21 protein-coding genes and 1 pseudogene are annotated in these 25,541 nt (G+C 74.7%); 11 read left to right on the forward strand and 11 right to left on the reverse strand.

Annotated elements, in window-relative coordinates; genetic code table 11:
- Positions 1–180 precede the first annotated feature (180 nt).
- Positions 181–645 (forward strand): type II toxin-antitoxin system PemK/MazF family toxin, encoded by a 465-nt coding sequence (locus AB0469_RS00540; RefSeq protein WP_366449070.1) that lies wholly within the window; start codon positions 181–183, stop codon positions 643–645.
- 26 nt (positions 646–671) lie between these two features.
- Here the strand turns inward: AB0469_RS00540 and AB0469_RS00545 are convergent, their stop codons facing one another.
- Positions 672–1,496 (reverse strand): TIGR02452 family protein, encoded by an 825-nt coding sequence (locus tag AB0469_RS00545; protein WP_366449071.1) that lies wholly within the window; start codon positions 1,494–1,496, stop codon positions 672–674.
- Between the two features lie 107 nt (positions 1,497–1,603).
- Between AB0469_RS00545 and egtA the strand changes: the two genes are divergently transcribed.
- The 4 genes from egtA to egtD are packed head-to-tail and all read left to right on the forward strand — an operon-like array spanning position 1,604 to position 6,070.
- A complete protein-coding gene (egtA, locus tag AB0469_RS00550) occupies positions 1,604–3,007 on the forward strand; it encodes an ergothioneine biosynthesis glutamate--cysteine ligase EgtA (protein WP_366449072.1) in 1,404 nt (467 codons plus the stop codon).
- Positions 3,004–4,326: an ergothioneine biosynthesis protein EgtB gene (gene egtB, locus AB0469_RS00555; RefSeq protein WP_366449073.1), complete on the forward strand. Its 1,323-nt coding sequence runs from the start codon at positions 3,004–3,006 to the stop codon at positions 4,324–4,326. Before egtA ends, egtB begins: the two co-directional genes overlap by 4 nt.
- Complete coding sequence (egtC, locus tag AB0469_RS00560) at positions 4,326–5,084, forward strand: ergothioneine biosynthesis protein EgtC (protein ID WP_366449074.1); 759 nt, start codon at positions 4,326–4,328, stop codon at positions 5,082–5,084. The genes egtB and egtC overlap by 1 nt, the downstream gene beginning before the upstream one ends.
- Entirely contained in the window at positions 5,081–6,070 is a 990-nt protein-coding gene (egtD, locus tag AB0469_RS00565; RefSeq protein ID WP_366449075.1) for an L-histidine N(alpha)-methyltransferase, read from the forward strand. The genes egtC and egtD overlap by 4 nt, the downstream gene beginning before the upstream one ends.
- Before the next feature lie 338 nt (positions 6,071–6,408).
- Here the strand turns inward: egtD and AB0469_RS00570 are convergent.
- From AB0469_RS00570 to AB0469_RS00580, 3 genes and pseudogenes are all read right to left on the reverse strand, one after another.
- A pseudogene (locus AB0469_RS00570) lies at positions 6,409–6,993 on the reverse strand (lysophospholipid acyltransferase family protein); the annotation flags it as partial.
- Positions 6,990–7,814 (reverse strand): GNAT family N-acyltransferase, encoded by an 825-nt coding sequence (locus tag AB0469_RS00575; protein ID WP_366449076.1) that lies wholly within the window; start codon positions 7,812–7,814, stop codon positions 6,990–6,992. The pseudogene AB0469_RS00570 and the gene AB0469_RS00575, both read right to left, overlap by 4 nt.
- A 279-nt stretch (positions 7,815–8,093) precedes the next feature.
- A complete protein-coding gene (locus AB0469_RS00580) occupies positions 8,094–9,359 on the reverse strand; it encodes an extracellular solute-binding protein (protein WP_366449077.1) in 1,266 nt (421 codons plus the stop codon).
- 163 nt (positions 9,360–9,522) lie between these two features.
- On the opposite strand from AB0469_RS00580, the gene AB0469_RS00585 reads away from it, so the two are divergent.
- The 4 genes from AB0469_RS00585 (at position 9,523) to AB0469_RS00600 (ending at position 13,903) form a co-directional block, all read left to right on the forward strand.
- Positions 9,523–9,738, forward strand: a complete 216-nt coding sequence (locus AB0469_RS00585) for a dodecin (protein WP_366449078.1) — start codon at positions 9,523–9,525, stop codon at positions 9,736–9,738.
- Between the two features lie 134 nt (positions 9,739–9,872).
- Positions 9,873–10,376, forward strand: coding sequence for a hypothetical protein (locus tag AB0469_RS00590; RefSeq protein WP_366449079.1), 504 nt, complete (start codon positions 9,873–9,875; stop codon positions 10,374–10,376).
- A 53-nt stretch (positions 10,377–10,429) separates the two neighbouring features.
- Positions 10,430–11,422, forward strand: a complete 993-nt coding sequence (locus AB0469_RS00595; RefSeq protein ID WP_366449080.1) for an MsnO8 family LLM class oxidoreductase — start codon at positions 10,430–10,432, stop codon at positions 11,420–11,422.
- A gap of 63 nt (positions 11,423–11,485) precedes the next feature.
- On the forward strand, positions 11,486–13,903 hold the full coding sequence (locus AB0469_RS00600) for an excinuclease ABC subunit UvrA (RefSeq protein ID WP_366449081.1): 2,418 nt from the start codon (positions 11,486–11,488) through the stop codon (positions 13,901–13,903).
- Between the two features lie 3 nt (positions 13,904–13,906).
- On the opposite strand, the gene AB0469_RS00605 is transcribed toward AB0469_RS00600, so the two are convergent.
- The 4 genes from AB0469_RS00605 to AB0469_RS00620 all read right to left on the reverse strand — a co-directional run bounded on the left by AB0469_RS00605 (position 13,907) and on the right by AB0469_RS00620 (position 18,103).
- Positions 13,907–14,563, reverse strand: coding sequence for a hypothetical protein (locus AB0469_RS00605; protein ID WP_366449082.1), 657 nt, complete (start codon positions 14,561–14,563; stop codon positions 13,907–13,909).
- A gap of 143 nt (positions 14,564–14,706) precedes the next feature.
- A complete protein-coding gene (locus AB0469_RS00610; RefSeq protein ID WP_366449083.1) occupies positions 14,707–15,447 on the reverse strand; it encodes a succinate dehydrogenase/fumarate reductase iron-sulfur subunit in 741 nt (246 codons plus the stop codon).
- On the reverse strand, positions 15,444–17,396 hold the full coding sequence (locus tag AB0469_RS00615; RefSeq protein WP_366449084.1) for a fumarate reductase/succinate dehydrogenase flavoprotein subunit: 1,953 nt from the start codon (positions 17,394–17,396) through the stop codon (positions 15,444–15,446). Before AB0469_RS00615 ends, AB0469_RS00610 begins: the two co-directional genes overlap by 4 nt.
- Positions 17,397–17,398: 2 nt before the next feature.
- Positions 17,399–18,103, reverse strand: a complete 705-nt coding sequence (locus tag AB0469_RS00620) for a succinate dehydrogenase cytochrome b subunit (protein ID WP_366449085.1) — start codon at positions 18,101–18,103, stop codon at positions 17,399–17,401.
- Positions 18,104–18,322: 219 nt separating this feature from the next.
- Here AB0469_RS00620 and AB0469_RS00625 point away from each other — a divergent pair, with 219 nt between their 5' ends.
- Positions 18,323–19,201, forward strand: a complete 879-nt coding sequence (locus AB0469_RS00625; RefSeq protein ID WP_366449086.1) for a LysR family transcriptional regulator — start codon at positions 18,323–18,325, stop codon at positions 19,199–19,201.
- Positions 19,202–19,624: 423 nt separating this feature from the next.
- Here the strand turns inward: AB0469_RS00625 and AB0469_RS00630 are convergent, their stop codons facing one another.
- Together AB0469_RS00630 and AB0469_RS00635 are read right to left on the reverse strand one after the other, a co-directional pair.
- Complete coding sequence (locus AB0469_RS00630) at positions 19,625–21,124, reverse strand: AMP-binding protein (RefSeq protein WP_366449087.1); 1,500 nt, start codon at positions 21,122–21,124, stop codon at positions 19,625–19,627.
- Between the two features lie 75 nt (positions 21,125–21,199).
- Positions 21,200–21,850 (reverse strand): TetR family transcriptional regulator, encoded by a 651-nt coding sequence (locus tag AB0469_RS00635; RefSeq protein WP_366449088.1) that lies wholly within the window; start codon positions 21,848–21,850, stop codon positions 21,200–21,202.
- A 117-nt stretch (positions 21,851–21,967) separates the two neighbouring features.
- Here AB0469_RS00635 and AB0469_RS00640 point away from each other — a divergent pair, with 117 nt between their 5' ends.
- A complete protein-coding gene (locus AB0469_RS00640; RefSeq protein WP_366449089.1) occupies positions 21,968–23,062 on the forward strand; it encodes an FAD-dependent monooxygenase in 1,095 nt (364 codons plus the stop codon).
- A 187-nt stretch (positions 23,063–23,249) separates the two neighbouring features.
- Here AB0469_RS00640 and AB0469_RS00645 read toward each other — a convergent pair whose 3' ends face one another.
- Positions 23,250–25,415 carry an EAL domain-containing protein gene (locus tag AB0469_RS00645; RefSeq protein WP_366449283.1) on the reverse strand — a complete coding sequence of 722 codons (2,166 nt, stop codon included), beginning with the start codon at positions 25,413–25,415 and terminating at the stop codon, positions 23,250–23,252.
- Between the last annotated feature and the right edge of the window lie 126 nt (positions 25,416–25,541).

Raw genomic sequence — 25,541 nt, forward strand, 5'->3', positions numbered from 1 at the left:
CCGCTTAAGGCAGGCATAGGGAGGGGCTCAGGCGGCAGAGGCAGGCGGGCACATCGCTGCTCGGCAAACCGGCGGCCCGCTTCGGCGGACGGCGGGTGGGACCGGGCGTGCCCTTCTTCCCGGCCGTGTCGGCCGCCCCCTTGGCCGGTGCGGGCCACCACACCCGCTAACCTCCCCCGGATGACGGCACTTTCACATCACGGAAACGGTCACGCCGAGCAGCCCGGGCGGGAGGGTTTCGGTGCGACCGTCGAGGCCGATCCGCTCGTGATCGGGCCCGTGCGCACCGAGTACGCGCCCGACCCGGACGGGGATCCCGACCCCGGCGAGATCGTGTGGACCTGGGTCCCCTTCGAGGAGAACGACGGGCGGGGCAAGGACCGTCCGGTGCTGGTGGTGGCTCGTGAGGCGAGTGGGGCGACCCTGCTCGCCGTGCAGCTGTCCAGCAAGCGGCACGACGCCGACCGGGAGTGGGTCCCGATCGGCGCCGGTCCGTGGGACTCCGCCGGGCGGGAGTCGTGGGTGGACCTGGACCGGGTGCTGCGGGTCCACGAGGCGGGGATGCGGCGCGAGGCGTGCGCGCTGGACCGGGGCCGCTTCGGGCTGGTGGCGGACCGGCTGCGCGAGCGGTACGGCTGGCAGTAGCCGGGCGGCGCCGCCCGTCCCGGGGCTCAGGCCCGGGCGAAGGCCCTGGCGAAGGCTTCGCGGGGGGCGGGGTCGCGGTCCAGGACGGCGAAGACGACCCGGTCGAAGGTCCCGGCGAAGCGGCCCGTCAGCGGGCGCCGGAAGGCCTGCGCCACCTCCTCCGGGTCGTTCCGGAACACCCCGCACCCCCAGGCCCCCAGGACCAGCTGCCGGTAGCCGTGCAGGGCGGCCACCTCCAGGACCCGGCCGGCGCGCCGGGCCAGGGCCGCCGGGATCTCGAGGGCGCGCTCCGGCTCCTGGCGGCGGATCGTGCCCGCGTTGGGGGCCGGGGAGGTGAGGAACCCGACCCGGAACGGGGTCTCCAGCAGCTCGCCCCGGTCGTCGCGGAACACCGGCACCCCGGGCGAGTGGATCACCCGGTCGGTGTAGAAGGTGCTCCTGCCCGCGCGGTGGGCCTCGTAGTACTCCGGGGCCTCCAGCAGGGTCTCGTAGAGCGCCGACGCCCGGCACAGCGCCTCCTCCTGCGCCTTCGCCCCGCGGACGTACCCGCCCCCGGGATTGCGGGCCGAGGCGAAGTTCAGCACCGCGACCGCGCCCCGGCCGGTCTCCCCCGCCAGGCGACGCGCTGCGACCGTGCTGCTCTCCCCCGTGACCTCGAAGGCCGTCGGGAGGCTCCCCCTGACGGACTCCCCGTCTGGAATGACCGGGTTTGGCCCATATATTCTGGTTCCGGCCCTGGCTTCCGCCAGGTCGGCGGCGAGGGAGACCTGCCGCCCCGACCGCGTCCGGTACCCGCCGGCCGCCACGATCAGCGCGTTCTCCCGCGCGATCTCGCGCAATCTGCTGCTCACGCCGCAATCCTCCGGTGCAGGCGCGGCAGCGGCAAAGGAATTACCGCCCCGAGGACGGGTAGGCACGGATGACGTCACGGCCGACTACAGGAGACGAGGTTCCGGTCATGCCCGAGAACTCACCCGCTCCACACGTCCACGATCCGGAGGAGTGCGCCCCCACCCCCCTCGACGAGACCGCCGCCGAGGACCTGGTCCACGGCATCTGCTTCAAGACCGGCCCGCCCCGCACCCTCGGGGCCGAGCTCGAATGGCTCGTCCTGGACGCGGAGCGGCCCTGGCTGCCGCTCCCGTCCGACCGCCTCGTCGCGGCCCACGCCGCCGCCCGGGCCCTGCCCCTGCGCTCCCGGGTCACCGTCGAGCCCGGCGGCCAGCTGGAGCTCAGCTCCGCCCCCGCCGACTCCCTCACCGCCTGCGTCGACGGCCTCCGGGCCGACCTCACCGCCGTACGGGGCGCCCTGCGCGAGCGGGGCCTGGTCCTCCACGGCCTCGGCGAAGACCCCCGCAGGCCCCTGCGCCGCCTCCTGGCCAGTCCGCGCTACGACGCGATGGAGGCCTACTTCGACCGCACCGGCCCCGCCGGCCGGGCCATGATGCGCGCCTCCGCCTCCGTACAGGTCTGCGTGGACGCCGGCCACGAGGAGCCGGGCCCGCTCGGGCACGGCCGGCGCTGGCGGCTCGCCCACCTCCTGGGCGCCGTGCTCGTGGCGTGCTTCGCCAACTCCCCCGGCCGCGAGGGCCCGTACGAGGGCTGGCGGTGCGCGCGGCAGGGGATCTGGAGCGACATCGACGCGCGCCGCGCCCTCGCCCCGCCGCTGGACGCCGAGCCCCGCTCCGCCTGGGTCCGGCACGCGCTGGACACCGAGGTGATGTGCGTGCGGTGCCCCGACGACGGTCCCTGGGCGGTACCGCGCGGGCTGACCTTCCGCGACTGGCTGCGCACGGGCGGCAACGGGGCGGGCCCGACCCGCCGGCCCACCGTCGAGGACCTGGAGTACCACCTCACCACCCTCTTCCCGCCCGTGCGGCCGCGCGGCCACCTGGAGCTGCGGATGATCGACGCGCAGCCCGGCGAGGACGGCTGGATCGTCCCGGTGGCCGTGGTGCACGCGCTGTTCGACGACCCGGAGGCCGCCGAGACGGCCTACCGGGCGGTGAAGGCGCTGGCCGACGCCCCCGGGACCGGCGCCGCGCCGCGCAACCCCCTGTGGCGGGCCGCCGCCCGGAGCGCCCTGGCCGATCCGGACCTGCGGGCGGCGGCCACGGCCTGCTTCGCGGCGGCGCAGGAGGCGCTGCCCCGGCTCGGGGCGGAGCCGTACGTCCGGGAGGCGGTCGCCGCCTTCGCCGACCGCTACGTACGACGGGGCCGCTGCCCGGCGGACGACGTGGACGACGCCCTGGTCGCCGGGCGCACCCGGGCCGCCCCGGGCACCGGCCCCGAAGCCGTCGAGCACACCGGCCCCGCGGCGCACCGCCGGCGGCCGCCCGTCGCGAAGGGACCGCGCCCGTGACCACCGAGACCCCTGCCGAGATCCGCCCCGGGCAGCTGCGCGAACACGCCGCGGCGGCCCTGGCCGCCGCCCGGGCCCGTACCGCCGCGCTGACCGACGCCGTCGACGACCGGGACCTGACCGCGCAGCACTCGCCCCTGATGTCCCCGCTGGTCTGGGACCTGGCGCACATCGGGAACCAGGAGGAACTCTGGCTGCTGCGCAACGTGGCCGGCCGGGAGTTCCTGCGGCCCGAGATCAACTCCCTGTACGACGCGTTCCAGCACCCCCGGGCCGAACGCCCGAAGCTGCCCCTGCTCGGGCCGCAGGAGGCCCGCCGGTACGCGGCCGAGGTCCGCGGGCGGGTGTTCGACCTGCTGGACCGCACCCCGCTGGAGGGAACGGCCCTGCTCGACCGGGGATTCGTGTTCGGAATGATCGCCCAGCACGAACAGCAGCACGACGAGACCATGCTGATCACCCATCAGCTGCGCGCGGGCGCGCCCGTCCTGACGGCGCCCGACCCCGGCCCACCACAGGGGCCGCCCCCGGCCGCGGCCGAAGTCCTGGTCCCCGGCGGCCCGTTCACCATGGGGACCTCGGCCGAGCCGTGGGCGCTGGACAACGAACGGCCCGCGCACGTCCGGGAGGTGGACTCCTTCTGGATCGACACGGTGCCGGTGACCAACGCCGCCTACCAGGCCTTCATCGCGGACGGCGGCTACACGGACCCCCGGTGGTGGGCTGCCGAGGGCTGGGAGCAGATCCGCGCCCACGACATCGGCGCCCCGCTGTTCTGGCGCCGCGAGGCCGGCCAGTGGCTGCGCCGCCGGTTCGGGGTGACCGAGCAGGTGCCCGATGAAGAACCGGTTCTGCACGTCAGCTGGTACGAGGCGGACGCCTACGCCCGCTGGGCGGGGCGCCGGCTGCCGACCGAGGCGGAGTGGGAGAAGGCGGCCCGCCACGACCCGGCCACGGGCCGCTCCCGCCGCTACCCCTGGGGCGACGACGGGCCCCGCCCCGAGCACGCCAACCTGGGCCAGCGCCACCTGCGCCCGGCCCCCGCGGGCGGCTACCCGGCGGGCGCCTCGCCCCTGGGGGTGCGCCAGCTCATCGGCGACGTGTGGGAGTGGACGGCCTCGGACTTCCTGCCGTACCCGGGGTTCCGCGCCTTCCCGTACCGGGAGTACTCGGAGGTGTTCTTCGGCCCGGAGCACAAGGTGCTGCGCGGCGGCTCGTTCGCCGTGGACCCGGTGGCCTGCCGGGGCACCTTCCGCAACTGGGACCTGCCGGTGCGCCGGCAGATCTTCGCCGGCTTCCGCACCGCGAGGGACGTCTGATGTGCCGCCACCTCGCCTACCTGGGGCCGGAGATACCCCTGGGCCGGGTGCTGAGCGATCCGGAGCACTCGCTCGTCCGGCAGTCCTGGGCACCGCGCCGGCAGCGGTACGGCACCGTCAACGCGGACGGCTTCGGCGTGGGCTGGTACGCGGACGGGGACCCGGTCCCGGCCCGCTACCGGCGCGCCGGGCCCGTCTGGGGGGACGAGGGCTTCGCCGACCTGGGCCGCGTGGTGCGCAGCGGGGCCCTGATGGCCGCCGTGCGCGACGCCACCTTCGCGGGGGCGGACGGCGAGGCCGCGGCGGCGCCGTTCGCTTCGGGGCCCTGGCTGTTCAGCCACAACGGCGCGGTCCGGGGCTGGCCCGACGCGGCCGCGCCGCTCGCCGCGGCCCTGCCGGCCCGGGAACTGCTGGAGCTGGCCGCGCGCACCGACGCGGCCCTGGTGTGGGCGCTGGTCCTGCACCGGCTGCGGCAGGGGGACGCCCCGGGCACGGCCCTGGCGGAGGCGGTCCGCGAACTGGCCGCCGCCGCACCCGGCTCCCGGCTCAACCTGCTGCTCACCGACGGCGCCTCGATCGCCGCCACCGCCTGGGGCGATTCCCTCTGGTACCTGCCCGAGCACCCGTCGGGGCGCGTGGTGGTGGCGTCGGAGCCCTACGACGACGACACCGGCTGGCGCGAGGTGCCCGACCGGACCCTGTTGACCGCCACCCGGACGCGGGTCGCCCTGATCCCCCTCAAGGAGAGCACCCCGTGAGCGATTTCCAGTTGACCCGGACCCTCGACGAGCACGCCGCCGACAGGGCGCTCAGGAAGGACGTCCTGCGCGGGATGACCCGCGTCCCCAAGGAACTGCCGCCGAAGTGGTTCTACGACGCCCGGGGCAGTGAGCTCTTCGAGGAGATCACCCGGCTGCCCGAGTACTACCCGACGCGCGCAGAGCGGGAGATCCTGCTGGAGCGTGCCCGGGAGATCGCGGCGGTGAGCGGCGCCCGCACGCTGGTGGAGCTGGGCTCCGGCTCCTCGGAGAAGACCCGGCACCTGATCGAGGCGCTGCCGGCGCTGGAGACGTACGTCCCGGTGGACGTCAGCGAGAGCGCCCTGACCGGGGCGGCCGAGTCCCTGCTGGAGGCGCACCCGGGGCTGAGGGTGCACGCGCTGCTGGCCGACTTCACCGCCCCGCTGCACCTTCCCGAGTCCCCCGGGCCGCGGCTGGTGGTGTTCCTGGGCGGCACGATCGGGAACCTGCTGCCGGCGGAGCGGGCCGTGTTCCTGGCGTCCGTGCGGGCGATGCTCTCGCCCGGGGACGCGCTGCTGATGGGCACGGACCTGGTGAAGGACGAGGCCGTGCTGGTGGCGGCGTACGACGACGCGCAGGGGGTGACGGCGGAGTTCGACAAGAACGTGCTGGCCGTGATCGACCGCGAGCTGGGCGCGGACTTCCACACCGCCGACTTCGACCATCTGGCGGTGTGGAACCGGGAGCACGAGTGGATCGAGATGCGGCTGCGGGCCCGGTCGGCGGTGACGGTGAAGATCCGGGCGCTGGACCTGGTGGTGCCGTTCGAGGAGGGTGAGGAGATCCTCACGGAGATCTCGGCGAAGTTCCGTCAGGAGGGCGTGCGGAAGGAACTCGCGGAGGCCGGGTTGGAGTTGTCCCACTGGTGGACGGACGCCGCGGGCCGCTTCGCGCTGTCGCTCTCGGTGGCGGACGGTTCGGTGGACTCGGTCGCCGTGGACTGAGCCGGCGCGTACGGGGCCGGTGCGTGCGGCGTCGCCGCGTACGGGGCCGGCGTCGCCGCGTGCGCGGCCGGCGCGTGCGGCGGGCGCTGCTGGCCGGCATACCCGCCCAGCAGCGCCCGCTGCGGCTCCCGGGTCCCGAGGACGGCCCGCTGCGCCGCCGCCGCGAGCTCGCGCCGGTCGGCGTGGCGGCCGTCCGGGATCCGGGGCAGCAGCCGCACCTCGGCGCGCACCCCGCGGGCGCGGGCGATCCGCCACAGGGAGGCGGTCAGCGTGTCGTCCCCGACGAAGGCGGGCGCCCCGGCGCGTTCCCCGTCCGCCAGCCGGTAGGAGATCCGCACGGGCCGTACGGGTACCCGCGCGTCCAGTGCGGCCTGGAAGGCGGCCCGCCGGAAGGGCCCCTGGCCGCGCCCGCACCAGGTGCAGCCCTCGGGGAAGACGGTGACCCGGTCGCCCGCCCGCAGGGCCCGGGCGATGCTCCCCACGGCCCCGGGCAGGGCCCGGATCCGGTCGCGCTCGATGAACAGGGTCCCCGCCCGGGCGGCGAGCCGGCCGAGCACCGGCCAGGTGCCGATCTCGCTCTTGGCCAGCATCCGGCTGGGCAGGGCGGCGGCGACGAGCGGGATGTCGACCCAGGAGATGTGGTTGGCGACGACCAGGCCGCCCCCGTACGGCCCGGGGGTGCCGCGCACCGTGATCCGTATCCCCAGGGAGCGCAGGAGCGCCGTGGACCAGGCCCGGATCAGCGCGCGCCGGGGCCGGGCCGGCAGCAGCCGCACCGGCGGGGCGGCCGGAACGGCCAGCAGCACCAGCACGAGGGCGCCGGCGAGCCGGAGCACGGCGTGCGGGACGCTCGCGGCCGGTCCCGGGTGGCCGGCGCAGTCCCGCGGGGTGCAGGGCGCGGTGGGCAGCAGCCAGTTGCTCATGCGGACGGGGCGAGCGAGAGGAAGTGGTTGAGGTAGCGCGGGTTGGTCCGGCGCAGGGAGAGCAGGACGTAGAGGTCGGCGCAGCCGAACTCGGCGTCGAGGGCGGGCTCCCCGCAGACCCAGGCGCCCAGGCGGATGTAGCCGCGCAGCAGGGGCGGCAGCTCCAGGCGGGTACCGGGGAGGGCGACGCCCTGCGGGCTCCACGGCAGGTGCGGGGTGACCCGGTACTCCTGCGGGGCGAGGTTGCGGGCCAGGACGGTCTCGCGGGTGGCCGCGGCCAGCACCCCGCCGTCGGCGAGCGGTATCGAGCAGCAGCCGGCGAGCCAGTTGTGGCCGGTGCGCTCCATGTAGCGGGCGAGGCCGGCCCAGATCAGGGCGATGACGGCTCCGTTGCGGTGGTCGGGGTGGACGCAGGAGCGGCCGACCTCGACCAGGTCGGGGCGGATCGGGGCGAGCGCGGAGAGGTCGAACTCGCCCTCGGAGTAGAGGCGTCCGGCGACGGCGGCGCGCTCGGGGGGCAGCAGTCGGTAGGTGCCGACGACCTGGCCGGTCTCCTCGTCGAGGACCAGGAGGTGGTCGCAGTAGGCGTCGAAGGCGTCGGAGTCCAGGCCGGGCTCGGGGCCGTCCAGGCGGGCGCCGAGCTCTCCGGCGAAGACCTGGTGGCGCAGCCGCTGGGCGGCGCGGACCTCGTCCTCGTCGCGGGCGAGGCGGACGGTGTACCGGGGGGCGGCGGAGGGTGTGGCGGGGGCGGCGGGGACCGGGGTGGGGACGGCCGGTGCCGCGGGTGCGAGGGGGGACGGGGACAGGGGTGCGATGGTCATGGCTGCTCCTGATCCGGGCACGGGGAGCCGGGCCGCGGGTGGCGGACCCGGCTCCTCTACTTCTTCCGTGACCGGCTGGATTCGACATGACCGCGCAGCGGCCCCCGGATGTGCGGAGGCTGAACTCGACGGACCGGAGCGGGCCGGGCGCCCAGCTCAGCGGCTCGGAGGACCGGCGGATGATCGGCTGGACGGATCATCCGCTGGACGGACCGACCGACGGACCGACGGACCGACGGACCGACGGACCGGTCCACCGCCAGGAGCGGCGGACCGGGCTCAGCGGTCGGAGCTGAGGACCTGGCTCATGGCCTCCGAGGCCGTCTTGGCCGCCTGCCGCGGGTCCTGGCCGGTGAGCACGGCCGTCATGTACGGCTTGATCGGGTTCTTGGCCTCGACCTCGGCCCAGCGCGCGGACTTCGGCGTGGCCCGGCCCTGGGCGGCTCCGGCGGCCATCGCGGCGGCACCCTCGTTGCCCTCGACCACCCGGGCGAGGGTGGTCTTGTTGGGGACGTAGCTCATGGTGCGGGCCAGCTCCGTCTGCCACTTCTCGCTGACCAGGGCGGTGATCAGGTCGACGGCCCCGGCGCGGTTCGCGGTCTTCGCCGGGATCACCAGGTCGGAGCCCCCGGTGAGGACGGAGCCGGCCTTCTCGGAGGTCTTGCCGGGAATGGGGAAGAAGCCGAGCTTGCCCTTCAGCGCGGGGTTGGCCGCCTCGATCTGGGCCGCCTGCCCGGGCGGGGCGATGATCTGGGCGACCTGGCCGCGGGCGAAGACCTCGGACTGCGGGGGCGTCTCCTCGTCGGCGTTCCTGGGTCCCTTGCCGAGGGCCTGGAGCTGCTTGTAGAAGTCCATCCCGGCCAGGGCCTTCTCGTCGTCGAGGGCGCCGACCCACTGGCCGCCCGTCTCGACGGCGAGCTCGCCGCCCTCGTCCCAGACGAACCCGGCGAGCACGTACCAGTTCTGGCCGGGGAGGTAGATGCCCTGCTGGTCGCCCTTGTCGAGCTTCTGGGTGGCGGAGATCCACTCCTGGCGGTTGCGCGGCGGGGTCTTGATGCCGGCGTTCGCGAAGAGGTCCTTGTTGTAGATCACCACCCGGTTGGCGGCGTACCACGGGACGCCGTACTGGGCCCCGTTGACGCTGCCGGGGTCGGCGAGGCCCTTGAGCCAGTCCTTGCTGCCCCAGCTGCGCAGGCCCTCCAGGGTGAGCTCGGAGAGGCCGCCGGTCTCGACGTACTGGGCCACCTGGGTGTTGCCGACCTCGATGACGTCGGCGTGCTCCGCCCCCTTGCCGGAGAGGACGGCGTTGACCTTGTCGCCGATGCCCTTCCACTCCTGGATCTTCACGTCCAGGTCGATGCCGGGGTGCTGCTTCTCGAAGTCGGCGGTGAACTTCCCGATGAACTCCTGCGACGCGCTGCCCTTCATCAGCCACAACGTCACCTTCTCGGAGCCGCCGTCCGATCCCGCCAGACTGCCGCAGCCGGCGGTCAGGGCGGTCGCGGCCGCGAGGGCCGTGCACACGGCGAGGAAGCGCTTCTTCACGAGGGTCACCTTCTGGGCTGGATCTCAGATGGCTTGAAATTGGCATAGACCAATGGGCCGGTCAAGGGGCTCGGCAGCGGGATTGTCCGCGCAAAGTTCGCGGACGCGGACTTACTGGGGCACCGTGGAACAAGGCAAAAGCGACGACTGGCGGGAGACCCCCATGTCCAACCACACCTACCGGGTGACCGAGATCGTCGGCACCTCGCACGAGGGCATCGATCAAGCCATCCAGAACGGGATCACCCGCGCCGGGCAGACCCTGCGCAATCTGGACTGGTTCGAGGTCACGCAGGTGCGCGGACACATCGAGAACGGGCAGATCGCGCACTACCAGGTCGGGCTGAAGGTGGGCTTCCGCCTCGACGGCGAGGACTGACGGCCGCGGCGGTCGCCGCGAGCGGCGGGCCGGGCGCCCGGCCCGGCCCTGACCTGCCCCGCCCCGCCTGCCCTGCCCTGCCCTGCCCTGCCCTGCCCTGCCCGGACGGAAGGGCACGGCCTAGGCTGGCGGCCATGACCGAGACCACCGCACCGCGCCGTCCGCTGGCCGTCTTCGACATCGACAACACCCTGGCCGACACCGGCCACCGCCAGCACTTCCTGGAGGGCCGCCCCCGCGACTGGGACGGCTTCTTCGGCGCGGCCCCGGCCGATCCGCCGCTCGCGCGCGGGGTGGCCCTGGCGGTGGAGAGCGCGGCCGACTGCGAGGTGGTCTACCTGACCGGCCGGCCCGAGCGCTGCCGCGCGGACACCGCCGACTGGCTGGCCCGGCACGGGCTGCCCGAGGGCCGGGTGTGGATGCGCGGCGACCGGGACCGGCGGCCGGCCCGGCAGACGAAGCTGGAGATACTCCAGCGGATCGCGCGGGACCGCGAGGTGCGGGTGCTGGTCGACGACGACCAGCTCGTGTGCCAGGCCGCCCGCGCCGCGGGCTTCCCGGTGCTGCTGGCGGACTGGGCGGCCCCGTCGGCCGAGCTCAAGAGCGCCCAGGAGAGCGAGGGCGGCAGCCGTACCTGAGGCGGGGACCCCGGCCCGGGAATCCCCGCCGGCGCCAGGCGTTGAAGACGGGTGTGATCCAGAGAATCTCCGTCCTCGACCGGTCCCGCGTCCGCGAGGGGCACCCCGCCGCCGAGGCCCTGCGCGACAGTGTGGAGCTGGCCCGCACGGTGGAGGAGCTGGGCTACCACCGCTTCTGGGTGTCGGAGCACCACGGCGTGCCCGGGGTCGCCGGCTCCGCCCCCACCGTTCTGGCGGCGGCCGTCGCGGCCGCCACCCGGCGGATCCGGGTCGGCACGGGCGGCGTGATGCTGCCCAACCACCAGCCGCTGGTGGTCGCCGAGCAGTTCGGGGTGCTGGAGGCACTGTTCCCCGGCCGGATCGACATGGGCCTCGGCCGCTCGGTCGGCTTCACGGGCGGCATCCGGCGCGCCCTGGGCCGCGACACCGGCGACGCCGACCGGTTCGAGGAGCAGCTGACCGAGCTGCTGGGCTGGATCGACGGGACCCAGCGGGCCCATCCCGAGGTGCACGCCCGTCCGGCGGAGGGGCTGCGGATCCCGCCCTTCGTGCTGGCCACCGGCGCGGGCGCCCCGATCGCCGCCCGGGCCGGGCTGCCCGTGGTGGTGGGGGACCTGCGGGCCCGCGCCCGGGTGGCCGAGGCCGTCGCGGCGTACCGCAGGGAATTCCGGCCGTCGGCGTGGGGTGCCGAGCCGTACGTGGTGGTGTCGGGGACGGTGGCGGTGGCCGGGACCGAGGAGGCCGCACGGCGGATCCTGCTCCCGGAGGCCTGGTCCCTGGCCCACTCGCGCACCCGGGGCAGCTTCCCGCCCCTGCGGCCGGCCGAGGAGGTCGAGGCGCTGGAGCTCGGGCCCAGGGAGCGGGAGCTGTACGAGGGCGCCCTCGCCGGGCACATCGCCGGAACGGAGGAGCAGGTCGCGGCCGAGCTGGCCGGGCTCGCGGAGGCCACCGGGGCGGACGAACTGCTGGTCACCACCTCCACGTACGACCGGACGGCCCTGCTGGACTCCTTCCGCAGGCTGTCGCGGATCGCCGCGCTCCCGTAGGCCGGACGCGTCGTCCGGCCCGTGCCGGGCCGTCGTCCTCCGTACGCCACTAAACTGGGGCGAATGCACCAGCCTTCCACCGACGTCCCCGCCGTCCCCCGGGACGCCGTCGATCCCTGCGTACGGGTCCGCGGTGCCCGGGAGCACAACCTGCGCGGGGTGGACGTGGACATCCCGCGCGACACCCTGACCGTCTTCACCGGGGTGTCCGGCTCCGGGAAGAGCTCCCTGGCCTTCGGCACGCTCTACGCCGAGGCGCAGCGGCGGTACTTCGAGTCCGTGGCCCCCTACGCCCGGCGGCTGATCCACCAGATCGGGGCGCCGAAGGTGGACTCGGTCACCGGGCTGCCGCCCGCCGTCTCCCTGGAGCAGCGCCGCTCCTCCCCCGGCTCGCGCTCCTCGGTGGGGACGGTGACCCTGCTCTCCAACTCCCTGCGGATGCTGTTCTCCCGCGCCGGCGACCACCCGCCGGGGGCCGAGCGGCTGGACTCCGACAGCTTCTCCCCCAACACGGCCTCCGGAGCCTGCCCTTCCTGCCACGGCCTGGGGCGGATCCACCGCACCAGCGAGGAACTCCTCGTCCCGGACCCGGACCTGTCGATCCGCCAGGGCGCCATCGCAGCCTGGCCCGGGGCCTGGCAGGGCAAGAACCTCAGGGACGTCCTGGAGGTGCTCGGCCACGACGTGGACCGGCCCTGGCGGGAGCTGCCGGCCGCGGACCGGGAGTGGATCCTGTTCACCGAGGAGCAGCCGGTGGTGACGGTGCACCCGGTGCGGGACGCGGACCGGATCCAACGCCCCTACCAGGGGACGTACATGAGCGCCCACCGCTATGTGATGCGGACCTTCTCCGACACCAAGAGCGCCACCCTGCGGGCGCGGGCCGAGAAGTTCCTCACGGACGCGCCCTGTCCGGCGTGCGAGGGGCGACGGCTGCGCCCCGAGGCCCTGGCGGTCACCTTCGCGGGCCGGACGATCGCGGAGCTGGCGGCGCTGCCGCTGGGCGAGCTGGACGGCGTACTGGCCGCTGCGGCGCCGGCCACGGAGGCGGCGCGGGTGCTGGCGGCGGACCTGCGGGCGCGGATCGCGCCGGTCGCGGAGCTGGGCCTGGGCTACCTGAGCCTGGACCGGACCGCGCCCAGCCTGTCGGCGGGGGAACTCCAGCGGCTGCGGCTGGCGACCCAGCTGCGGTCGGGGCTGTTCGGGGTGGTGTACGTGCTGGACGAGCCGTCGGCGGGCCTGCACCCGGCCGACACCGAGGCGCTGCTGGACGTACTGGAGCGGCTCAAGGCTGCCGGGAACACCGTGTTCGTGGTGGAGCACCACCTGGACGTGGTGCGGCGCGCGGACTGGCTGGTGGACGTCGGCCCGCTGGCCGGGGAACACGGCGGGCGGGTGCTGTACAGCGGTCCGCCCGGGGGGCTGTCCGGGGTCGCGGAGTCGGCGACCGGGCGGCACCTGTTCCCGCCGGCCCCGACCGGGGCCTCCCCCGCCGCCGCCCGTCCGGTGCGCACGGCCACGGGTTCCGTCCGGCTGACCGGCGTGGAGCGGCACAACCTCCGTGACGTGACGGTCGAGTTCCCGCTCGGGGTCTTCACCGCCGTCACCGGGGTGTCGGGTTCCGGGAAGTCCACCCTGGTCGGGCAGGTGCTCGCGCAGGAGGTGGGCGGGCGGCTGGCCGACCCGGACTTCCCGGTGCGCCGGCTGGTGGAGGTGGACCAGAAGCCGATCGGCCGTACGCCGCGCTCCAACCTGGCCACGTACACGGGACTGTTCGACGTCGTGCGCAAGCTGTTCACGGCGGCGCCCCGGGCGCGCGAGCGGGGCTGGAAGGCGGGCCGGTTCTCCTTCAACGTGCCGGGGGGCCGCTGCGAGACCTGCCAGGGCGAGGGCTTCGTCTCGGTGGAGCTGCTGTTCCTGCCCAGTACGTACGCGCCGTGCCCGGAGTGCGCCGGGGCCCGGTACAACGCCGAGACCCTGGAAGTCCGTTACGAGGGCCTGGACATCGCGGAGGTGCTGGGGCTGACGGTCGAGGCGGCGGCCGTCTTCTTCGCGGAGGTCCCGGCGGCGGCGCGCAGCCTGCGGGCACTGGAGGAGATCGGCCTGGGCTACCTGCGGCTGGGGCAGCCGGCCACCGAGCTGTCGGGCGGCGAGGCGCAGCGGATCAAGCTGGCGACGGAGCTCCAGCGGCTGCGCCGCGACCACACCCTGTACCTGCTGGACGAACCGACGACGGGCCTGCACCCGGCCGACGTGCGGGTGCTGCTGCGGCAGTTGCACGGGCTGGTGGACGCGGGGCACTCGGTGGTCGTCGTGGAGCACGACATGGAGGTGGTGGCGGGAGCCGACTGGGTGGTCGACCTGGGCCCGGGCGGCGGCACGGAGGGCGGACGCGTCACGGCCTGCGGCCCGCCGGCGCGGGTGGCCGCGTCCACGGCCGGCCGCACGGCCCCCTACCTGGCCCGGGCGCTGGGGCGGTAGGGGTCACGCGTCCCCGGGCAGGAGGCGCTGCGGGAGTTCGCGGAAGGTCCAGGTGCCGCGGCTGCGGGTGAGGGTCCAGACGAGGTCGCTGCGGTCGGGCCAGTTCGCGGGAAGGCCCGGGGTCCGGTGGGCACCGAGGGCCCGGACCAGGCGGGGGACCCCGGCGGGCTCCCAGCACAGGAGCACGGGCGCCGGCGCGGCCAGGGCGGCCCGGGCCAGGCCGGCCTCGCCGCCGAGCGCGAACCGGTCCTGTACGGGGATCCGCAGGGCGGTGGCGAGGGGTGCGAGGGTCTGCCGGCACCGGGCGGGGGCGGACCGCGGTCCCCCCGTCGCGAACAGCGCGGCGGGCCGGGGCAGCGGGGCGCCGTGGGCCGGGCCGAAGAGGCGGTGCAGCTCCTCGGCGCGGCGGCGGCCCCGCCCGGCGAGGAAGCCGGGGTCCTCGTTGCCCTCGTCGTCCTCGCCGACGGCTCCGGCGAAGGGCTTCTCCGCGTGCGGGATCACCATGACGAGGGCGTCCTTGACGGGCTGCGGCTGCGGTCCGGGCGCGGGTGCGCGGTGCTCCCGCCCGGCGCACCCGGCCACCGCCGGCAGCGCCAGGGCCGCCAGGGCGGCGAGCACGGTGCGGCGGTGCGCCGCGGGGCCGGCGGGGGCTGCTGGCATGGGCCCACTCTGCCCGGCCGGGCGGACCCGCCGGGCGCACGGCGCGGCACGGCGCCCGTACGTGCGCCCGGTCGGCGGAGCGGGTCGGCCGACCGGGCGCACGCGGCGCCGGGGGGGGAAGGGTCACCGCCTGCGGAACGGGGTCACCGCCTGCGGAGCGCCCGCAGCCATTCCTTGTTCATCGCGGCGATCGACGGCAGCGGGATGCCCTTCGGGCAGGCCGTGGCGCATTCACCGGTCAGGGTGCAGCCGCCGAAGCCCTCGTCGTCCATCTGCGCCACCATGTCCAGCACCCGCGTCTCGCGCTCGGGCGCGCCCTGCGGAAGCACGTTCAGGTGGTTGACCTTGGCGGAGGTGAACAGCATCGCGGAGCCGTTGGGGCAGGCCGCCACGCACGCGCCGCAGCCTATGCACTCGGCGTGCTCGAAGGCCGAGTCGGCGGCGGGCTTGGGCACGGCGGTGGCGTGCGCCTCGGGCGCGGAGCCGGTCGGGGCGGTGATGTAGCCGCCGGCCTGGATGATGCGGTCGAAGGCGCTGCGGTCCACCACGAGGTCCTTGACCACGGGGAAGGCCGCGGCCCGCCAGGGTTCGACGTCGATGGTGTCGCCGTCGGCGAAGGACCGCATGTGGAGCTGGCAGGTGGTGGTGCGCTCGGGGCCGTGGGCGTCGCCGTTGATGACCAGGCTGCAGGCGCCGCAGATGCCCTCGCGGCAGTCGTGGTCGAAGGCGACGGGGTCCTCGCCGCGCAGGATGAGGTCCTCGTTGAGGGTGTCGAGCATCTCCAGGAAAGACATGTCCTTCGAGATGCCGTCGACCTCGTAGGAGGCCATGGCGCCGGGGGCGCCGGCGTTCCGCTGGCGCCAGACGCGCAGGGTGAGCTTCATGCGTAGCTCCGCTGGGTGGGGTGGACGTACTCGAAGACGAGGTCTTCCTTGTGCAGGACGGGTGCGGCGGCGGTGCCGCGGTACTCCCAGGCGGCCGCGTAGGCGAACTCCTCGTCGCGGCGGGCCGCTTCGCCGTCCGGGGTCTGGGACTCCTCGCGGAAGTGGCCGCCGCAGGACTCGGCGCGGTGGAGGGCGTCGAGGCACATCAGCTCGGCGAGTTCGAGGTAGTCGACGATGCGGTTCGCCTTCTCCAGCGACTGGTTGAACTCCTCGCCGCTGCCGGGGACCTTGATGCGCCGCCAGAACTCCTCGCGGATCTCCGGGAGGCGGGCGAGCGCCTTGCGCAGGCCCTCCTCGGTGCGGGACATGCCGCAGTACTCCCACATGAGTTCGCCGATCTCCCGGTGGAAGGAGTCCGGGGTGCGGTCCCCGTCGACGGCCAGCAGCCTGGCGAGGCAGTCGCGGGTCTCCCGGACGGCGGCCGCGGCCTCGGGGTGGCCGTCGTCGACCTCCTCCCGGTGCGGGTGGCGGGCGAGGTAGTCGTTGATGGTCGAGGGGAGGACGAAGTAGCCGTCGCCGAGTCCCTGCATCAGGGCGGAGGCGCCGAGGCGGTTGGCGCCGTGGTCGGAGAAGTTGGCCTCGCCGATCGCGAACAGGCCGGGGACGGTGGTCTGGAGGTCGTAGTCGACCCACAGTCCGCCCATCGTGTAATGGACGGCCGGGTAGATCCGCATGGGGACCTCGTACGGGTCCTCCGCCGTGATCCGCTCGTACATCTCGAAGAGGTTGCCGTACTTCTCGGCGACCTGGTCCCGGCCCATGCGGCGGATGGCGTCGGCGAAGTCGAGGTAGACGCCCTGGCCGCCGGGGCCGACGCCGCGGCCCTCGTCGCAGACGTTCTTCGCGGCGCGGGAGGCGATGTCGCGGGGGACGAGGTTGCCGAAGGAGGGGTAGATCCGCTCCAGGTAGTAGTCGCGCTCGTCCTCGGGGATCTCGGCGGCGGGGCGGGTGTCGCCCTTGGCCTTGGGGACCCAGATGCGGCCGTCGTTGCGCAGGGACTCGCTCATCAGGGTGAGCTTGGACTGGTGGTCGCCGGTGCGCGGGATGCAGGTGGGGTGGATCTGGGTGAAGCAGGGGTTGGCGAAGTAGGCACCGCGCCGGTGCGCCCGCCAGACGGCGGTCGCGTTGGAGTTCATGGCGTTGGTGGAGAGGTAGAAGACGTTGCCGTAGCCGCCGCTGGCCAGGACCACGGCATCGGCGTAGTGGGTGTCGATGCGGCCGGTGACCAGGTCGCGGGCGACGATGCCGCGCGCGACTCCGTCGACGGTGATCAGGTCGAGCATCTCGGTGCGGGCGTGCAGTTCGACGTTGCCCGCGGCTATCTGCCGGGACAGCGCCTGGTAGGCGCCGAGGAGGAGCTGCTGGCCGGTCTGGCCGCGGGCGTAGAAGGTGCGGGAGACCTGGACGCCGCCGAAGGAGCGGGTGTCGAGGAGGCCGCCGTACTCGCGGGCGAAGGGGACGCCCTGGGCCACGCACTGGTCGATGATCTCGACGGAGATCTGGGCGAGGCGGTGGACGTTGGACTCGCGGGCGCGGAAGTCGCCGCCCTTGACCGTGTCGTAGAAGAGGCGGTGTACGGAGTCCCCGTCGTTGCGGTAGTTCTTGGCGGCGTTGATGCCGCCCTGGGCGGCGATGGAATGGGCGCGGCGCGGGGAGTCGCTGTAGCAGAACTGGACCACGTGGTAGCCCTGCTCGGCGAGGGTCGCGCCGGCGGCACCGCCCGCCAGGCCGGTGCCGACGACGATCACGGTGTGCTTGCGGCGGTTGGCCGGGTTGACCAGCTTCGCCTCGAAGCGGCGGCGGTCCCAGCGTTCGGCGATGGGGCCGGCGGGGGCCTTGGTGTCGGCGACGGGGTCGCCGGTGGTGTAGGCGGCGTACTCGGTGCTCATGGTCAGCTCACCACTCCGGTCATGACGGCGACGGGGACGGACACGAAGCCCGCGAAGAGGACGAGGGCCAGGGCATCGGCCAGGAACTTCAGGGTCCGCTCGCGCCGGGCGCTGCCCGCGCCGAGGGTCTGGGCGGCGCTCCAGAAGCCGTGGCGGACGTGGAGCCCGAGGGCGGCCATGGCCACGATGTAGATCGTGTTGCCGTACCAGGTGGAGAAGGTCGCGAGGACGTTCTCGTAGGGGTGGCCGGCCCAGGCGCGCTCGTTGACGGTGAGCGTGGTGAGGTCCAGGAGGTGCCAGATGATGAAGAGGGCGAGGATGACACCGCCCCAGCGCATGGTGCGGGTGGCGTAGCTCGCGCGGCGCCGCTTGTGGGCGTACTTGACCGGGCGCGCCGTGAGGTCGCGGCGGCTGAGCTGGTAGGCGCAGACGGCGTGGGCGACGACGGCGGCGACCAGGACCACGCGGACGGCCCACAGGGCCCACTCGTAGTGCAGGAACGGTTCACCGAGGGTGCGCAGGGCGTGGGCGTAGCCGTTGAACTCGCCGGAACCGAAGAAGATCTTGAGGTTGCCGAACATGTGCGCGACGAGGTAGCCGAGCATGATCAGGCCGGAGACGGCCATCACGGACTTCTTGCCGACGGTGGAGTCCCAGAGCGTGCGCGGGGTGGACGGCCGTCGATCCGTCCGCGTTGCCAGAGCCATGAGATAGACCGTAGGGACGAAGGTCCCGAAAGGTCCAAGACATGGTGGAGCTGATCGCGATAGGCAATCTCTATGGAAGGCCCGCTCCGGGCCCCAGGGCCCACCGCCACCGTCGCGTGGCCGCCCGGCGGGGCGTCGGGGCGTCGGGGCGTCGGAGCGTCGGAGCGTCGGGGGCGGAGGGGCGGAGGGTCTTCCGACGGCAGGCCCTAGCCTTGCGGCATGCAGTTCCAGCAGCTGGTGTACTTCGTCGCCGTCGCCGAGACCCGGCACTTCACCCGTGCCGCCGAGCGGGAACACGTGGCCCAGCCTTCGCTGTCACAGCAGATCAAGGCGCTCGAACGGGAGCTGGGCGCCGAGCTGTTCAACCGGGCACGGGGGAACATCGCGCTGACCGACGCGGGCGAGGCCCTGCTGCCCCTGGCCCGGCGGATCCTGGCGGACGCGGACACGGCGCGGCTGGAGGTGCAGGAGCTCCTCCAGCTGCGGCGCGGCCGGGTCCGACTGGGCGCCACCCCGAGCGTGTGCACGGGGCTGCTGCCGGAGGTGCTGCGCACCTTCCACGCGGCGCATCCGGGCATCGAGCTGCTGATCGAGGAGGGCGGCTCACTGGACCTGGTGCGGGAACTCGCCCGCGGGGTCCTGGACCTGGCGCTGATCGTGCTACCGCTGCCGCCGTCGGCTCCCCCGCTGACCACGGTGGAGCTGCTGACGGAGGACCTGGTCGTCGTCTCGTCCCGCGATCTGCCGCCGCCGGGCGGCGGCGGGGAGCTGACCGTCGCCGACCTGCGCGAGGAGCCCATGGTCATGTTCCGGCACGGCTACGACCTGCGGGACCTGACGGTGGGGGCCTGCCGGGCCGCGGGGTTCGAGCCGGTGTTCACCGTGGAGGGCGGCGAGATGGACGCCGTCCTCGGCTTCGTACGGGCGGGGCTGGGCGTCGCGGTGGTCCCGGCGATGGTCGTGGAACACGGCGGCCCGGGCCTGCGCGCCACCCCCCTCGCGGGCTCCCCCCTCCGCCGCACGATCGCCCTGGCCCACCGCACGGACGTCGCCCCGCCCCGCGCGGCCCGCGAACTCAAACGCATCCTGACCGACTGACCCGGCCGGAACGCATCCTGACCGACTGACCCGGCCGGGCCGCCGGCCGGTCACTCCCGAGCCCCGGCATCCACCACCGGCCCCGAGCCGGAAACGGGCCCGAGCCGGGAGCGGGCCCGAGCGGGCCCGAGCGGGCCCTGCACGACGCCGGGACGGTCCGGCACCACCTCGCCCCGGGCCGGACCTGTCGCCGACCACCGGCCGCCCAAAGCCGGGCGGCACCGAACCCGGGGCGCCCCGGCACACCGAGCCGCGGGGCGGTGCGCCGGCCGCGGGCCCAGGGCGCCCGGGGACGGGGGCGCCTGTTGGACGGGACCGTAGGCAGGTGGACTGCCGCCGTGCGGCCGGTCGGCGTCGGCACCGGACGGGCCCGAGCCGCGTGCGGGCACGAGACACGCCCCCGCTTCCGGGACCCCGCACGGGTCAGCGGCCGGCGGCGGGTGGTGCCGCCGCGCGGGTGCGCAGGCGTCGTTTATCGGGCTTGCCCCGGTCCGTGAGGGGGATGTCGGCCCCCCAGAAGACCGCCGTCGGGCGGTGCGCCGGGGCGAGCTCGCGTTCCACCAGGTCGCACGCTTCGGCGGCCGCCGCTTCGCTCGGGGTGTGACCGGCGGCCGGCACGAGGAAGGCGCAGACCTCCTCGCCGGTCGCCGGAGCGGGCCGGCCCACCACGACGGCCTGGGCAACGGCCGGGTGCCGGGCGAGCGCCGCCTCGACCGGCAGGCTGTAGATGTTCACCCCGTCGACGATCACCAGGTCCTTGCTCCGGTCGTCCAGGTACAGGTACCCGCCGCCGCCGACGTGGCCGAGGTCCCCGGTGCGCAGCCATCCGTCCCGCAGCACCTCGGCGGTGAGCTCCGGCTGGTTCCAGTAACCGGTCATCATCGCCGCCGACCGGACCCACAGCTCGCCCGTACGCCCAGCGGGCAGCACCGCGCCCCGCTCGTCGCGCACCTGGACCTCCACCCCCGCGGCGGGGCGCCCCACGGAGGCCAGCAGCTCGGGCCGGCCGGCCACCGCCTCGTCGTGGTCGGACGGGGTGAGGCGGGAGATCACGGCGGCCTCGTTCATCCCGTAGCCCTGCCGCCAGCGCCCGCCCCAGCCCGTCACCGCCTCGCGCAGCCGCTCGGGAAGGATCGGCGAGGCGCCGTACGAGACCGCCTCCAGCCCCGGAATGCCCCCGGCGGTCGCGGGGTCGTCCAGCAGCCGGTACACCATCGGGGCCGTCAGGTACGTGGACACCCGCCCGAGGCGCAGGCAGGCCGCCGCGAACTCCCCCGGTGCGAAGGGGTCAAGGATCTCCACCCTGCCGCCCGCCCTCAGCTGCTCCAGGCACCGCCCGCCGGCCCGCGGGGCGAGGCTGGTGACCGAGAGGTGCACCGTCTCGGTCCAGGCGGCTCCGCGCCGGCCGTCCCGCGCGGCCATCGCCCCGAACGTGGACGCCACCCCCTTGGGCAGGCCGGTGGTCCCGCCGGTGTACGTCACCCGGGCCACGTCCTCCTCCCGCGCCCGCACGGGGACTTCGACCGGCTCCCGCGCGGCCGCCCTCGCCATCAGCTCGCCCAGGTCCAGCAGCGGCGCCCCCGTCGCCGGTACCGGAACGTCGTGCACCACCAGGACCGGCAGGCAGTCCCGCAGGATGAACTCCAGTCCGTGCACCGCCGGACCGGTCACCACCTGCGTCAGCCGGGCCCCCAGCACATGCGCGGCGATCCGCACGAGCAGCGCCTCCGGCCGGTTGCCGCCCGTCACGCAGGCCAGCCCCGCTCCCCGCCCGACCCCCGCCTCCGCGAGCGCCCCGGCCAGCCGGTGGACGGCGTCCAGCACCTCGGAGGACCGCAGGACTCGGGATCCGGCCCCGATCGCAGGCCGCTCCCCGCACCGCTCCAACGCCCCGACCAGCTCGGTCACATACCTCGCTGCCATCCGCACACCACCTCTCCGGCCCGCTGCCCGGCGGTCTCTCGCCGGGCATCGTGCAGGACCCGGCGGCCCGGCCGCTCAGGCCCGGGATATCAGGAGGCCCAGGGTCCGGTCGAGACCGTCGGCCAGCATGCCGAAGGCCCGGTCGGCGTCGGCGACGGCCGCCGGGTAGGCCTCGTCCGCCGTACTGCCCGCGTCGATGCGGCGCCAGTTCTCCCGGCCCAGCCCCTGACGGACCGCCACCAGGTGCGTCGCGGCGAGGCGGGCGGACAGCGGCTCGACCCGCTCCCCCTCCAGGACGGCGGCGAGCAGTTCCACCTCGCGGGCCGTGTAGTGGGCGATCCGGCCCTCCAGGCTCGCCGTGGAGTACAGCAGGCTCTGGAACGCGAGCACGTTCGGATGGTCGCAGAGCCCGGTGATGGGGTCGCGCTCCGCGAGGGCGGCCATGAAGTGGTCGTGGAGCGCGCCCACCGGGCTCCGACCCGCCGGCCGCTCGCGCACGATCCGCGCCGCCTCGTCCTGGTGGTCGGCGAAGCGGTCGAGGACCAGGTCCTCCTTGCTGGGGAAGTAGCGGAACAGGGTGGGCTTGGAGACCTCGGCCGCCGCGGCCACATCGGCCACGGACACGGCGTCGAAGCCCCGTTCCAGGAAGAGTTCCAGCGCCGTGGCCGCCAGCTGGCGACGCGTACGCAGTTTCTTGCTCTCGCGCAGACCCGTCGTGTTCTCCATGACACCACCTTAGGACCACATCGCAACCGAGTCAATTTCTTGACCGGGTTGCATTTTTCGTCCAGGCGCGCTTTCCTTGGTTCAGCGACGACGAGACGACGAGAGAGGACCCCTCCCATGGCTGACACGGCGACCGGCGCGACGACCGACGTCCTGATCGTGGGCTCCGGCCCCACCGGGCTGACCCTGGCCTGCGACCTCACCCTGCGCGGCGCCTCCGTCCGCGTCCTCGACGGGCGTTCCGGCCCGCACCGCGAGTCCCGGGGCAAGGGGCTCACCCCGGACAGCCTGGAAGTCCTCGACCGGCTCGGGGTCGGGGACCGGCTGTCCGCCACCGGCTCCCGGGGCGTGGTCCTGCGGAAGTACTTCGACGGCGCCCACGTCAACGACACCCCGGTCGACGGGGGCGGCCTGCTGATCGGCCAGTGGCAGGTCGAGGAGATCCTCCGGGAGCGGCTCGCCGGCCTCGGCGTCCGCGTCGAGTACGGGGCCCGGGTGACCGGGCTCGCCCAGGACCCGGCGGGGGTCACCGCCCGCCTGGCCGGCGGTGGTTCGGTCCGCGCCGGCTACACCGCCGGGTGCGACGGCGGCCACAGCACCACCCGCGAGCTCCTCGGCATCCCCTTCGAGGGGTACACCGAGGACAAGCCGACGATGGTCGTCGGGGACGTGCGGGCCCCCGGGCTCAGCCGCGCGTACTGGCACCAGTGGTTCACCACCGAGGGTGGCGGGATCATGCTCTGCCCGATGCCCGGGACGGACACCTTCCAGCTCCAGGCCTCCCCGGAGACCGGTGAGGACGGAGAACCCCTGCCGCCCACCCCGGACGGCTTCCAACGGCTCTTCGACCGGCATGCGGGGATGGCGGGCATACGGCTGACGGAGGCCACCTGGCTCTCGAGCTGGCGGGTCAACGTCCGCCGGGCCGCCCGGATGCGCGAGGGCCGGGTCCTGCTCGCCGGGGATGCCGCCCATGTCCATCCCATCGCCGGAGGACTGGGCATGAACACCGGCATCCAGGACGCGGCGGCCCTCGCCCGCACCCTGGCCGCCGTGCTCACGGACCCGGCGGCGGCCGACACCCTCGACGGATACGAGGCCGAGCGCCTCCCGGTGGCCGAGCGGCTGCTGGCCGACACCTCCGAGCGTCACCGGCGGGTGCTCGCCGCGGTCCGCGAGCCCGGCCGGGGAACGGAGGCCGGGATGAGCTGACGCCGCCCGCACGGCAGGCCCGCACGCACGGCAATCCCACACGCACGGCGGTCCCGCCGGCACAGCGAACCCGCCCGGGCGGGCCGTCACGCCACGGCGGCCGACCCGGAGCCGGGACCGGCGCTCCGGGCCGGACCTCGGGCCGGGCACCCCGGGCCGGGTGGGCCGGGGCCCGCGGCCCACTACCTCACCGGGTGGGGGCCGCGTCGCAGAGCGAGAGGGTGTGGATGCTGTCCGGGGAGCCCGGGCGGGCGTAGTACCAGCCCTGGGCCGTGTCGCAGCCGAGGGCGCGGAGCTGGGCCGCCTGGGCTCCGGTCTCCACCCCTTCGACCGTCACCGCGAGCTCCAGGCTGTGGGCCAGGGCGACGATCCCCTCCACGATCTTGACGTCGACGGGGTCGGCCGGCTCCTGCTGCATGCCCTGGGTGAAGGAGCGGTCCAGCTTCAGGACGCTGACCGGCAGCCTGCGCAGGTTGGCCAGGTTCGAGTAGCCGGTGCCGAAGTCGTCGAGGGCGATGTCCACGCCGAGCGCTGCGAGCCGGCGCAGTGGTTCGAGGAGTTCGTCGTCGGCGCCGATGAGGGCCGACTCGGTGACCTCCAGGCACAGGGCGCCGGGGGCCAGGCCGGAGGACTCCAGGACGCGCAGGGTGTCGGCGACCAGCCCGGGGTGGGTCAGCTGGGTGGGCGAGAGGTTGACGTTGACGCGCAGGGGCGCACCGCCGTGCTGGCGCTGCCAGTTGCGGGCCTGGCGGACGGACTCCTCCAGGACCCAGCGGCCGAGGGGGACGATCAGGCCCGTCCGCTCGGCGAGCGGGATGAAGCGGTCCGGGCCGAGCACCCCGTACTGGGGGTGCGACCAGCGCACCAGCGCCTCCGCGCCGCGCACGCTGCCGTCGTGCAGGTGCACGAGGGGCTGGTACTCGATGAAGAACTCGCCGCGTTCCAGGGCTGCCGGCAGGGCGTTGGTCAGGCCGTGGCGGGTGATGGCCCGGGCGTCGGCCTCGGCGTCGGCGAACTCGAAGCGGTTGCCGCCGGCCGCCTTGGCCCGGTACATGGTGATGTCGGCGCTGCGCAGCACCTCCGCCGGGGTGCGCTCGCCCGAGGCGCCCTCGACGATGCCGATGCTGCCGCGCACGGACAGCTCCCGGCCCTCCAGCCGGATGGGCGTGGACAGCGCGGTGAGGATGCGGACGGCGAGGTCGGTGACCTTCTCCTCGGTCTGGGCCCCGGGGCCGGTGGTGAGGGCCACGAACTCGTCGCCGCCCAGCCGGGCGACGACCTCGCCCGGTCCGGTGGCGCAGCTCTGCAGGCGGTCGGCGACCTCCACGAGCAGCCGGTCGCCCGCGGAGTGGCCGAGGCTGTCGTTGACGGTCTTGAAGCCGTCGAGGTCGAGGTAGCAGAGGCCGAAGCGGCTGCCGGGGGCGGCGTTCAGGGCCTTCTCCAGCCGTTCGAAGAACAGCGTGCGGTTGGGCAGCCCGGTGAGCGCGTCGTGGGTGGCCTCGTAGCGCAGGCGCAGGTTCAGCAGCCGGCGTTCGGTGGTGTCCTCCATCAGGGCCAGCTGGTACTGCGGGGCGCCGTCGGCGTCGCGCAGCAGGGACACCGTCAGGTTGGTCCAGAGCACGGTGCCGTCGTGCCGGTAGTAGGGCTTCTCGACGCGGTAGTGCTCGCGTTCGCCGCGTACGAGTTCCCCGTACATCTTCCAGACGTGCGGGGTGTCGTCGGGGTGGCCCCACTCGCTGACGTTGCGGCTGCGGACGTGCCCTTCCAGGCCGCCGAACATCTTGAGCAGGGTGTCGTTGACCTCCAGGATGTTGCCGTCGAGGTCGGCGATGCCGATGCCGACGGCCGCGCCCTCGAAGACGGCCCGGAAGCGCTCCTCGCTGGCGTGCAGGGCCTGCTGGGCGTCGATGCGGGCGGTCAGGGCGGATCGGGCGATGGCCTCCTGCTCCCGGAGGGTCCGCTCGCGCAGCGCGCGGGCGAAACCGGCGGCGATGCCGTGCTGGAGGCGGGCGCAGCGGGAGCGGTACTCCTCGGTGGTCTCGCTGCCGTCGGCGGCGGTGCCGTCCGGGCCGCAGTACAGGACGAGGTAGGACTCGACGACGCCGAGGGTGCCGGCGAGGGCCTCGGGGTCGGTGCAGTGGACGGCGACGAGTTCGGCGCCCACGGCCTGGGCGACGCCCGCGTCGAAGGGGCGGGCGTGCAGGGCCTCGGTGAGGGTCCGGGCGAGCGGGACGAGGTGCTGTTCGAACTCGGGGCGGGTCAGCGAGGTGGCCGTGACCGGGAAGATGGCCCTCCCCCAGATGGTCGCGAAGCGCGCGATCCGGTCCTCGAGCCCGATGAGCGGCTCGCGCAGCGGCGCCCGGCTGGCGTGCCGGACGGGCGCTTCGGCACCGGTCGCGGGCGCCGGCGCGGACGCGGACCCGGCGCCCCCCGCCGGGTGGGCCTGGCCGGGGGTCGCGGGCGGGGGCGTGGGAGCGGG

This window comes from Streptomyces sp. NPDC093801, from assembly GCF_040701585.1.
In the GTDB taxonomy this organism is placed as follows: domain Bacteria; phylum Actinomycetota; class Actinomycetes; order Streptomycetales; family Streptomycetaceae; genus Streptomyces.

Bases quoted from the DNA above. Each gene is read 5' to 3' on its own strand.
- AB0469_RS00540 (WP_366449070.1), top strand. From the start codon at position 181: ATGACGGCACTTTCACATCACGGAAACGGTCACGCCGAGCAGCCCGGG.
- egtA (WP_366449072.1), top strand. From the start codon at position 1,604: ATGCCCGAGAACTCACCCGCTCCACACGTCCACGATCCGGAGGAGTGC.
- egtC (WP_366449074.1), top strand. From the start codon at position 4,326: ATGTGCCGCCACCTCGCCTACCTGGGGCCGGAGATACCCCTGGGCCGG.
- AB0469_RS00575 (WP_366449076.1), bottom strand. From the start codon at position 7,814: ATGACCATCGCACCCCTGTCCCCGTCCCCCCTCGCACCCGCGGCACCG.
- AB0469_RS00585 (WP_366449078.1), top strand. From the start codon at position 9,523: ATGTCCAACCACACCTACCGGGTGACCGAGATCGTCGGCACCTCGCAC.
- AB0469_RS00590 (WP_366449079.1), top strand. From the start codon at position 9,873: ATGACCGAGACCACCGCACCGCGCCGTCCGCTGGCCGTCTTCGACATC.
- AB0469_RS00600 (WP_366449081.1), top strand. From the start codon at position 11,486: ATGCACCAGCCTTCCACCGACGTCCCCGCCGTCCCCCGGGACGCCGTC.
- AB0469_RS00605 (WP_366449082.1), bottom strand. From the start codon at position 14,563: ATGCCAGCAGCCCCCGCCGGCCCCGCGGCGCACCGCCGCACCGTGCTC.
- AB0469_RS00610 (WP_366449083.1), bottom strand. From the start codon at position 15,447: ATGAAGCTCACCCTGCGCGTCTGGCGCCAGCGGAACGCCGGCGCCCCC.
- AB0469_RS00615 (WP_366449084.1), bottom strand. From the start codon at position 17,396: ATGAGCACCGAGTACGCCGCCTACACCACCGGCGACCCCGTCGCCGAC.
- AB0469_RS00620 (WP_366449085.1), bottom strand. From the start codon at position 18,103: ATGGCTCTGGCAACGCGGACGGATCGACGGCCGTCCACCCCGCGCACG.
- AB0469_RS00625 (WP_366449086.1), top strand. From the start codon at position 18,323: ATGCAGTTCCAGCAGCTGGTGTACTTCGTCGCCGTCGCCGAGACCCGG.
- AB0469_RS00630 (WP_366449087.1), bottom strand. From the start codon at position 21,124: ATGGCAGCGAGGTATGTGACCGAGCTGGTCGGGGCGTTGGAGCGGTGC.
- AB0469_RS00635 (WP_366449088.1), bottom strand. From the start codon at position 21,850: ATGGAGAACACGACGGGTCTGCGCGAGAGCAAGAAACTGCGTACGCGT.
- AB0469_RS00640 (WP_366449089.1), top strand. From the start codon at position 21,968: ATGGCTGACACGGCGACCGGCGCGACGACCGACGTCCTGATCGTGGGC.